This is a genomic window from Gluconobacter sp. P1D12_c, assembly GCF_018812105.1.
In the GTDB taxonomy this organism is placed as follows: Bacteria; Pseudomonadota; Alphaproteobacteria; order Acetobacterales; family Acetobacteraceae; genus Gluconobacter; species Gluconobacter oxydans_A.
In genome coordinates this window covers 1-401 of record NZ_JACSIQ010000656.1, presented here as the reverse complement: position 1 = coordinate 401, position 401 = coordinate 1, and the positions used below count along the sequence as shown (strand labels likewise).

The window sequence follows — 401 nt, the reverse complement described above, 5'->3', positions numbered from 1 at the left end:
TCTTTATTGTCATTAACAAAAACACACTCGTAACAAAAATCATCCTCGTCATCGTTCAAATATTCGTTGAATATTAAAAAACCATATCCACTGCTTTCTATGTAATCCAAAAAAAAAGAATAATGCGAAGGAAGACAACGCAAATAATCTCTATAACTTTTCACATCCTTCACAGGAAAAGAATGGTCAATATAATGGTCATGCAAACAAGTCATGATATCGTAAGGCTTTTCCCAACCGCAATAAACCTCGACCCCATTCCCAAACATATAACGAATAGCCTTGGTCTCATAACGTGCCTTCAATCGCACAGCCTTTATATTGAACAGATTTTCAAGCCTCTGTACTTCTCTCTCTATTTCTCTATATTTTTCCTTCTTTACCATATCCATAACAATCTC

1 protein-coding gene is annotated in these 401 nt (G+C 34.9%); it reads right to left on the bottom strand.

What is annotated here, in order from left to right; translation table 11 throughout:
- Positions 1 to 392, bottom strand: a 392-nt coding sequence (locus tag KP705_RS18610; RefSeq protein ID WP_215765381.1) for a hypothetical protein, incomplete at its 3' end; no start/stop codon positions are given.
- Positions 393 to 401 lie beyond the last annotated feature (9 nt).